Genomic DNA, 8140 nt, shown 5'->3' with positions numbered 1-8140 from the left:
GGCCTATCTGGTCGCCTGCACGGCCGGTTTCGCCACGCTGGACATGACCGAGCGGGTGGGTCATGTGGAAAAGTCCGCCTCTCAACGACTCTGGCGCTGGGTCGGCGCCGGGTGTCTGGCGGGCGGTATCTGGTCCATGCACTTCATCAGCATGCTGGCGTTCCAGGTGCCGATCGAAATCCATTACCACCTGCCCACTACCCTGATCTCGCTGTTGTTCGCCCTGACCGCCTCGTGGCTGGCCATGTACACCCTGAGCCATCCCCAACTGAATTTCTGGCAATACCTGCGGGCCGCGGTGTGGATCGGCCTGGGCATCGCGACCATGCACTACGTGGGCATGGCCGCACTGCGATCGAGTGCGCTGGTCTATTACCAACCCGCCCTGTTCGTGCTCTCCGTCGTGATCGCCATCGGTGCCAGCCTGGCTGCCCTGTTGATTTCCAGTCACTTGCGCGATGACACCGGTGCGTATCATCTACTGCTCAAATACACCGCCAGCCTGGTGCTCGGGGCCGGCATTGTCAGCATGCATTTCACCGGCATGGCATCGCTCAACCTGGTGCTGCCCGACGACAGCCTTCAACCGCTGCCCGGCGACAACAATCACCTGCAACTGGGGCTGACAGTGGCAGTGATGGCGCTGTTGATCATCGGCAGCAGCATCAGTGCCGCACTGGCGGACAAGAAGCTGCAACACAAGGAGTCCGACCTGCAGCGGGTCAACGCCCTGCTCGGTCAACTGGATCAGGCACGCATGTCGCTGCAACAGGTGGCGCATTACGACCCCTTGACCAACCTGCTCAACCGCCGGGGCTTCAACCAGCTCTTCGCCGAAAAACTCATCGAAAAAACCAACGAGGGCGGCATGCTCGCGGTGATATTCCTCGACATCGACCACTTCAAGCGGATTAACGACAGCCTTGGCCATGATGCCGGCGACGAACTGCTCAAAGTCCTCGCCAGCCACATCAAGGCCTCAGTGCGCAGCCACGAAGACGTGGTGGCGCGTTTCGGAGGCGACGAATTCTGCCTCCTCATCAACCTGTACGACCGTGAAGAAGCGCGGCATATGGCCCAGCGCATCATGCTGAAAATGAAGGACCCCATCGAGTTGTCCGGACGGCGCATGGTCATGACCACCAGCATCGGCATCAGCCTGTTTCCGGAAGACGGCAAGACCTGCGAAGAACTGCTGAAGAACGCCGACCTGGCGCTCTATCAGTCCAAGGGCAGCGGTCGTAACGGGTTGCACTTTTTCAGTTCCAACCTGAAAGCCCGCGCCACCCTGGAGTTGCAACTTGAAGAAGAACTGCGTCACGCCCTGCGCGAAGACTCCGGGTTGATGCTGTATTACCAGCCGATCTATGACCTGAGAATCGGCCGAGTCACCAAACTGGAAGCGCTGGTCCGCTGGCAACACCCGGTTCACGGACTGCTGACGCCGGACCGGTTCATCGCCATCGCCGAGGCCAACGGCCTGATCGCCGAACTGGACAATTGGGTATTGCGCAAAGCCTGCGCAGACCTGGGCGAACTGTCCCGCCACGATTGCGAAGACCTCAAGATCGCAGTGAATTGCTCGCCCCTGAACCTGGCGCGAGAAGAACTGGCCGATGAAATCGAACACGCCCTGCGCATCTACGGGGTGACGCCCCAGCGACTGGAGCTGGAGGTGACCGAGAATGCGCTGATGGGCAATATTTCCAATACCCTGGTGTTGCTGCGGCATATTCGCGCCCTTGGCGTTTCGTTGTCGATCGACGACTTCGGCACCGGCTATTCATCCCTGGCCTACCTCAGGCGCCTGCCATTAAACACGCTGAAGATCGACCGCTCGTTCATTCAGGACATCCCCAAGGCGACCCAGGACATGGAAATCGTCCAGGCCATTATCGTCATGGCCCACACCCTGCATTTGCAGGTCGTCACCGAAGGCGTCGAGACCCTCGAGCAATACGACTTTCTCCAACGCCACGGCTGCGATTTCGTCCAGGGCTACCTGCTTAGCCATCCGGTGCCGCTGGCTGAGTTGCGGCCGGTACTGGCCGAAATCAACCAGCACACGCATGCCGTCAATCCGTTGAGTCTGGCTCACGGTACAACTGCACTAACGTCGAAGGATCCTTTTCCAGGAACCCCTGCCCCCCATGGAGGCGCATCAGTTGTGCGGCCAATCCGCTGATCGGCGTGGCCGAACCCTGTTCGCGGGAAAACTTCACGGCGGTATCGAGATCCTTCAGCAACGTACGTACGTGCCATTTCACGGGCTCGAAACGGCTTTCGGCCATTTGCGGCGCGAGAATCTGCAACGGTTTTGAATCGGCGAAACCACCGGCCAGCGCCTCGGCAATGAGGCTGGCATCGACCCCGGAGCGCTCGGCCAGGCTCACCACTTCAGCAATGACCAAGGCATTGCAGGCGACGATCATCTGATTGCAGGCCTTGGTCACCTGCCCCGCGCCGACCGCGCCCATGTGGGTCACGCGCTGGCCAAGGGTCAGCAACACCGGCCGCACGCGCGCCAGGTCTGCCGCCTCGCCACCAACCATGATCGCCAGRCTGCCGGCCTCGGCGCCGACCACCCCGCCGGACACTGGCGCATCGAGCCAACCCATCCCGGTTTTATTGGCCAGTGCTGTGGCCATTTCCCGCGTTGCGGTGGGCTCCAGGCTGGAAAAATCCACCAGCAACTGGCCGCTTTTCGCCCCCTCGGCAACGCCAGCCGCGCCAAACACCACCTCACGAACCACCGCGGTATCGGCCAGGCACAACATCACCACGTCGGCGTGCTGACACAGCTCGGCCGGTGTCGCCACTTGCCGCGCACCAGCCTCGACCAGCGCTGCACACTTGGCCGGGTTGCGGTTCCACACCGTCAGCGGGTAACCGGCCGCCAACAGGCGTCGGCACATCGGCAAACCCATCAGGCCGATTCCGGCGAACCCCAGCGCAGGCAACGTTGCCATCATTTAGCCTCCCCTTGATTAAAGATCATCGAATATTGGCCGATTCATCATGGTTAAGGAAAGGATTCCCCCGAGCGATGTTCAGGCCAAGGCCCTGACGCTTGGGCTACATTCGCGCTAAAAAAGACGCGAGATCCCATTCCGTGATGACTCGATGACACTTGTCGCCGAGCCGACCAGTCCAGGTATATGGCGCACAATGACTTCTAAAAACAATCCGGCCACCGCGGTATCCGACCTGACCCTGAGCCCCGCGGCGAACAGCCCCTCATCGTCGAAGCCATTGCCCCCGTCGCGTCCGCTGTCGACTCAGCAATACCTGTACTTCACCGAAACCAATACCGACCGCATCCTCGACAACCTCGACGGCCTGCGCGACCTGGTGTTCCCGCGCCCGCCCCATCTGGAAGGCGACAACGAACAGCACAACGACCAGGAATTCCCCTCGGTGTGCCTGATCGGCCTGGGCCGCTGCGGTTCGAACATCGCGCTGGACGTGGCGGAGCTGGTGTACAACGCCCGCAAGTTCTACCTCAACGAATTCAACAACGAAGACCGTCCGTCGCCGGATAAACGCTACGCCGAAAAGGGCTACAGCCCGGCGCAGTGGATTCGCAACAACCTGCGCCTGGGGCCGAACAAGGCCACCAAACCGGTATTCCTGGTGGAACCGCTGGTGATGCTCGGCGACCTGGACAAGGACATCGCCGGTCGCATCCGTTTCTCGCGCAAGGGCGAAAAAAGCGGCTTTTTGCGCGACTACAGCAAAATGAAAATCATGGACTTGTCGGAAGTCCACGCCGGTGGCGCCGGTAACGCGCCGATCCTCGGCCAGTACCTGGCCAAGATCATCCTGAACAAGGACACCCAGCGCTTCTCCAGCCCCGACTGGAAGATGATTCACTCGTACCTGATCGACAGCTGCGGGATCAAGGCCAACCAGTCGCGCCTGTACTTCTCGATCTTCAGTGCCGGCGGCGGTACCGGTTCGGGCATGGCCTCGGAATTCGGCCTGGCCCAGCAGCACTCGTACATGAACAAGACGTTCGACACCAAGCCGATGGACGAACACGACGGCAAGAGCGGCCATTCCTTCGTCTTCGAGCCGATCTTCACCAGCGGCATCTGCGTACTGCCGAACATTTCCGATCACCGCAGTGAAATGTCCGAAGCGCTGCACATCAACGCCGGTCGCCTGCTGTGCAAATACCTGTCGGAAGAGTGGGACTTCTCCTACAACTTCGCCAACGAAGACAGCAGCGAAGCCAGCGTCATGGGCCGTATCCGCCCATGGAACGCGATGATGCTGATCTCCAACGACATCATGCGTTATGCCGAAGAAAGCGATGACGGCAACATCCAGAACATCGACGTCAACGCGATGGAAAAGCACGCCAACCAGTACATCTCACAGCAGATCTTCAACATTCTGACGGCGCAGGCGGTCACCACCGACTACGACCAGAACTATTTCCGTCGCGCCGGTATCGACATCGGCGAAACCATTCGCCTGGACGCCAACGACCTGTTCATGAGCCTGGCCGGCCCGGTGGCAATTGCCTACGCCGAGTCCGTGGTGCCGGAAACCCCGCCGCCGAGCAGCGACAAATTCAAGGTGTTCGACAAAGAGCCGCAGCGCTTGAACATCGACGATCTGTTCTTCCGTTCCATCGACCTGCCGCACTTCAACAAAGTCACCCAGGCGATTGAAGGCATCAGCCTGTTGCCAATCGAGTCCAAGCGCTACCGCGCCTCGCTCGAGCAGTACAAGAATTCGGGCTATGACGCGGCCGCCTTGCACGACCTGCACTTCTTCAAGAATTGCTCCTCGGTGGTGTCGATCGTGTCCCTGCCTAAAGACTACAAACTGTCCTACATGGACCTGAACCGGTTGAAGACTCACCTCAACAGCCTGTTCCCCAACACCACGCTCAAGYGTTATGCACTGGTGATCGGCGCCTCGGCCAACCTGTCGCTGACCACCCTGATCGCCAAGAGCCCGTGYCTGTCGGACGACTTCCTGACGCTGATCGTGGCGTTCATCAAGCGTTGCTTCGCAAAAAATCCGTATCGCTTCGACGAAACGCTGGATAACTCGATCCTGGACTTCATCATCCATGAAGACTTCGACGAAGACCGGATCGACGACCTGCTCAACGAATTCGAAAACCCGGCGAAGATCCTCGACACCAACTGGTACGCGATCAAACCGATGTACGAGAAGAAGTACCGCGAGCTGATCAACGACAAGGACAAGTTCGTCTCGATCAATGACATTCGTTTGTCGCGCGATTGCGTGAAGAAGGCGATCAAGTACCTGCGCGAGATCTACCGTCACCGGATTGGCAAGACCAAGGTTATTTCGCTGAATAACCATACGGGCAAGACGGCTTATTGAGGTCGAGCCTTTAACGATCGCAGCCTTGTGATGATCGTTTCCACGCTCCGCGTGGGAACGCCTCAATGGACGCTCCGCGTCCGCTTTTGGGGCGCAGAGCGTCCCGGGCTGCATTCCCACGCAGAGCGTTGGAACGATCACAACACCCAGAAACAATTGAGCAGCCCATCGGCTGCTCAATAAACTGTTCCCGTTACGTTTACGTCACCGTTATACCGGCCTTTCTGTGGCCTTTCTCCACGGCAACGTGCCATCACGCTACTCGGCTACACACTTTTACCCGACAAAACCAAGCACCAAATCAGTGCAAGCATTCAAGCCTTCGCCCTTTCCTGGATCATAATCCACGGCGAAACAACCACGGCCCACAGCTCCGGATCACGCTCGAAAAGATCCAGCGCCCGCGTTTCAGACAGCTTGGCGACCTTGTCGGCGGCCAGCCAGGCAGCGACTTTCTCGCCTTCATCGGTCGCCACCGCCTCCGCCGCAGCAATCAAATCCAGGCCTGGGTCGACCCACAATAGGGCACCCTTGGCGAAGAACGGCTCCAACTCTTTCCAGGTAATAGATGCGGTTTCACCAAGCAGCTTGGCATAGAGGGTGCTAGGTTCTTGAGTCATGGGTTCCTGTCCGCAAAAGAAATCGATGTGAATGATAACGTCGGTGTTGCGCCAGAAAAACCCGGATGCAATTGCGTTACCGATTGAAAAACCCGGGAAAGCCAGGGAATGCTGCTGCTTCAAGTATTAGCCAGCTAACATCCTGCCGCGATTCTGTCTTTTTCTTTCAACAAAGCGACACCCTCAGGTTTTGCCCCCTGGCGCCAGCTTCCCAGGCTAACAATCGGCGCTCTACACTGTACCGGTACAGTTGCCGGGGGCATTTTCCGGAGGATATCGACGATATCTGACCCGGTTCTGCTGCTACGGCGCCAGGACTATAAAAACTACAACAGTAAGAGTGGAGCACTATGACTAAGGCTACTAAGCAGATTTCAAAACTGTTTGCCGCTATGGTTCTGGCCGGGGTTGCCAGCCATTCGTTCGCCGCCGACACCATCAAGATCGGCATCGCCGGCCCTAAAACCGGCCCGGTCACTCAATACGGCGACATGCAGTTCATCGGCGCCAAGATGGCCATCGAGCAGATCAACGCGAAGGGCGGCGTCGACGGCAAGATGCTCGAAGCCAAGGAATACGACGACGCGTGCGACCCTAAACAAGCCGTGGCCGTCGCCAACAAAGTGGTCAACGATGGTGTGAAATTCGTGGTCGGCCACCTGTGCTCCAGCTCCACCCAGCCAGCTTCGGACATCTACGAAGACGAAGGCGTGATCATGATCACCCCGGCCGCCACCAACCCGGACATCACTACCCGTGGTTACAAGCTGGTGTTCCGCACCATCGGCCTGGACAGCGCCCAGGGCCCTGCCGCCGGTAACTACATTGCCGATCACGTAAAACCGAAAATCGTTGCCGTGCTGCACGACAAACAGCAATACGGTGAAGGCATCGCCACCGCCGTGAAACAGACCCTTGAGAAGAAAGGCGTCAAGGTTGCCGTGTTCGAAGGCCTCAACGCCGGTGACAAGGACTTCTCCTCGATCATCCAGAAGCTCAAGCAAGCCAACGTCGACTTCGTCTACTACGGCGGCTACCACCCGGAGCTGGGCCTGATCCTGCGTCAGTCCCAGGAAAAAGGCCTGAAAGCCAAGTTCATGGGGCCTGAAGGCGTCGGCAACGACTCCATCTCGCAAATTGCCCAGAATGCTTCCGAAGGCCTGTTGGTCACCCTGCCGAAATCCTTCGACCAGGACCCAGCCAACAAAGCCCTGGTACAAGCCTTTGCCGACAAGAAGCAGGACCCAAGCGGTCCGTTCGTGTTCCCGGCCTACTCGGCTGTCGAAGTGATTGCCGAAGGTATCAAGGCTGCCAAGAGCGAAGACACCGCCAAGGTGGCTGAAGCCATTCACAAAGGCACCTTCAAGACCCCGACCGGTGATCTGTCGTTCGACAGCAAGGGCGACCTGAAAGACTTCAAATTCGTGGTCTATGAGTGGCACTTCGGCAAACCAAAAACCGAAGTTTCCCCTCAGTAAGCTAGCGCCATGATTAATAAAGCCCACTGCGCAAGCAGTGGGCTTTGTTTTACGAGATTAATGAGTCAGAGTCCCGCGATCCGGGAGTTGGCTTACCTGAAAATCTTAAAACCGTCACCAGCGGTTCGCTGGCAAACGCTCGTGCGAAGGTGGCCACAGACCACACAGCCCGGGCCGGAACATGACTCCACCAGTGAAATGCGTATCAGGTTTTTAGGAGCGCTGTAATGCCTGAGATCTATCACTTCTTCCAACAGCTGGTTAATGGGATGACCATTGGCAGCACCTATGCCCTTATAGCCATTGGCTACACAATGGTTTACGGCATTATTGGAATGATTAACTTCGCCCATGGCGAGGTCTACATGATCGGTTCCTACGTGGCCTTCATCGTCCTTGCCGGACTGGCCATGCTGGGTATCCATTCTCTGCCGTTGTTGATGACCGCCGCTTTCCTGGCGACCATCGTCGTGACCAGTGCCTACGGCTACAGTATCGAACGGATCGCCTACCGCCCTCTGCGGGGCAGTAACCGTCTGATCCCGCTGATCTCCGCCATCGGCATGTCGATCTTCCTGCAGAACTCCGTACTGCTCTCGCAGGACTCCAAGGACAAATCGATCCCTAACCTGATTCCGGGCAGCTTCAGCTTCGGTCCAGGCGGCGCACAGGAAG

Annotated in this window: 6 protein-coding genes; 4 read left to right on the top strand and 2 right to left on the bottom strand. The window is 58.3% G+C overall.

Annotated elements, in window-relative coordinates; genetic code table 11:
* Positions 1-2185 (top strand): putative bifunctional diguanylate cyclase/phosphodiesterase (locus AC1DLB_RS14160; protein ID WP_477785156.1); only part of this gene is annotated, 2185 nt, incomplete at its 5' end.
* Here AC1DLB_RS14160 and AC1DLB_RS14155 read toward each other — a convergent pair.
* A complete protein-coding gene (locus tag AC1DLB_RS14155) occupies positions 2076-2972 on the bottom strand; it encodes an NAD(P)-dependent oxidoreductase (protein ID WP_168206183.1) in 897 nt (298 codons plus the stop codon). The genes AC1DLB_RS14160 and AC1DLB_RS14155 overlap by 110 nt on opposite strands.
* A gap of 196 nt (positions 2973-3168) precedes the next feature.
* On the opposite strand from AC1DLB_RS14155, the gene AC1DLB_RS14150 reads away from it, so the two are divergent.
* Positions 3169-5367 (top strand): hypothetical protein, encoded by a 2199-nt coding sequence (locus tag AC1DLB_RS14150; protein WP_477785155.1) that lies wholly within the window; start codon positions 3169-3171, stop codon positions 5365-5367.
* A gap of 314 nt (positions 5368-5681) precedes the next feature.
* Here the strand turns inward: AC1DLB_RS14150 and AC1DLB_RS14145 are convergent, their stop codons facing one another.
* On the bottom strand, positions 5682-5987 hold the full coding sequence (locus tag AC1DLB_RS14145) for a DUF2288 domain-containing protein (RefSeq protein ID WP_026286481.1): 306 nt from the start codon (positions 5985-5987) through the stop codon (positions 5682-5684).
* A gap of 350 nt (positions 5988-6337) precedes the next feature.
* Between AC1DLB_RS14145 and AC1DLB_RS14140 the strand changes: the two genes are divergently transcribed.
* Together AC1DLB_RS14140 and AC1DLB_RS14135 are read left to right on the top strand one after the other, a co-directional pair.
* Positions 6338-7465: a branched-chain amino acid ABC transporter substrate-binding protein gene (locus AC1DLB_RS14140; protein ID WP_019580926.1), complete on the top strand. Its 1128-nt coding sequence runs from the start codon at positions 6338-6340 to the stop codon at positions 7463-7465.
* Positions 7466-7692: 227 nt separating this feature from the next.
* The coding region (locus AC1DLB_RS14135; protein ID WP_477785154.1) for an ABC transporter permease subunit at positions 7693-8140 on the top strand (448 nt) is incomplete at its 3' end.

The organism is Pseudomonas sp. 05N434, from assembly GCF_056396965.1.
The sequence above is the reverse complement of the archived record's forward strand: the minus strand, read 5'-3'. Positions and strand labels throughout refer to the sequence as shown.

Excerpts from the sequence above, each read along its gene's own strand:
- AC1DLB_RS14140 (WP_019580926.1), top strand. The coding sequence starts at position 6,338 with ATGACTAAGGCTACTAAGCAGATTTCAAAACTGTTTGCCGCTATGGTT.
- AC1DLB_RS14145 (WP_026286481.1), bottom strand. The coding sequence starts at position 5,987 with ATGACTCAAGAACCTAGCACCCTCTATGCCAAGCTGCTTGGTGAAACC.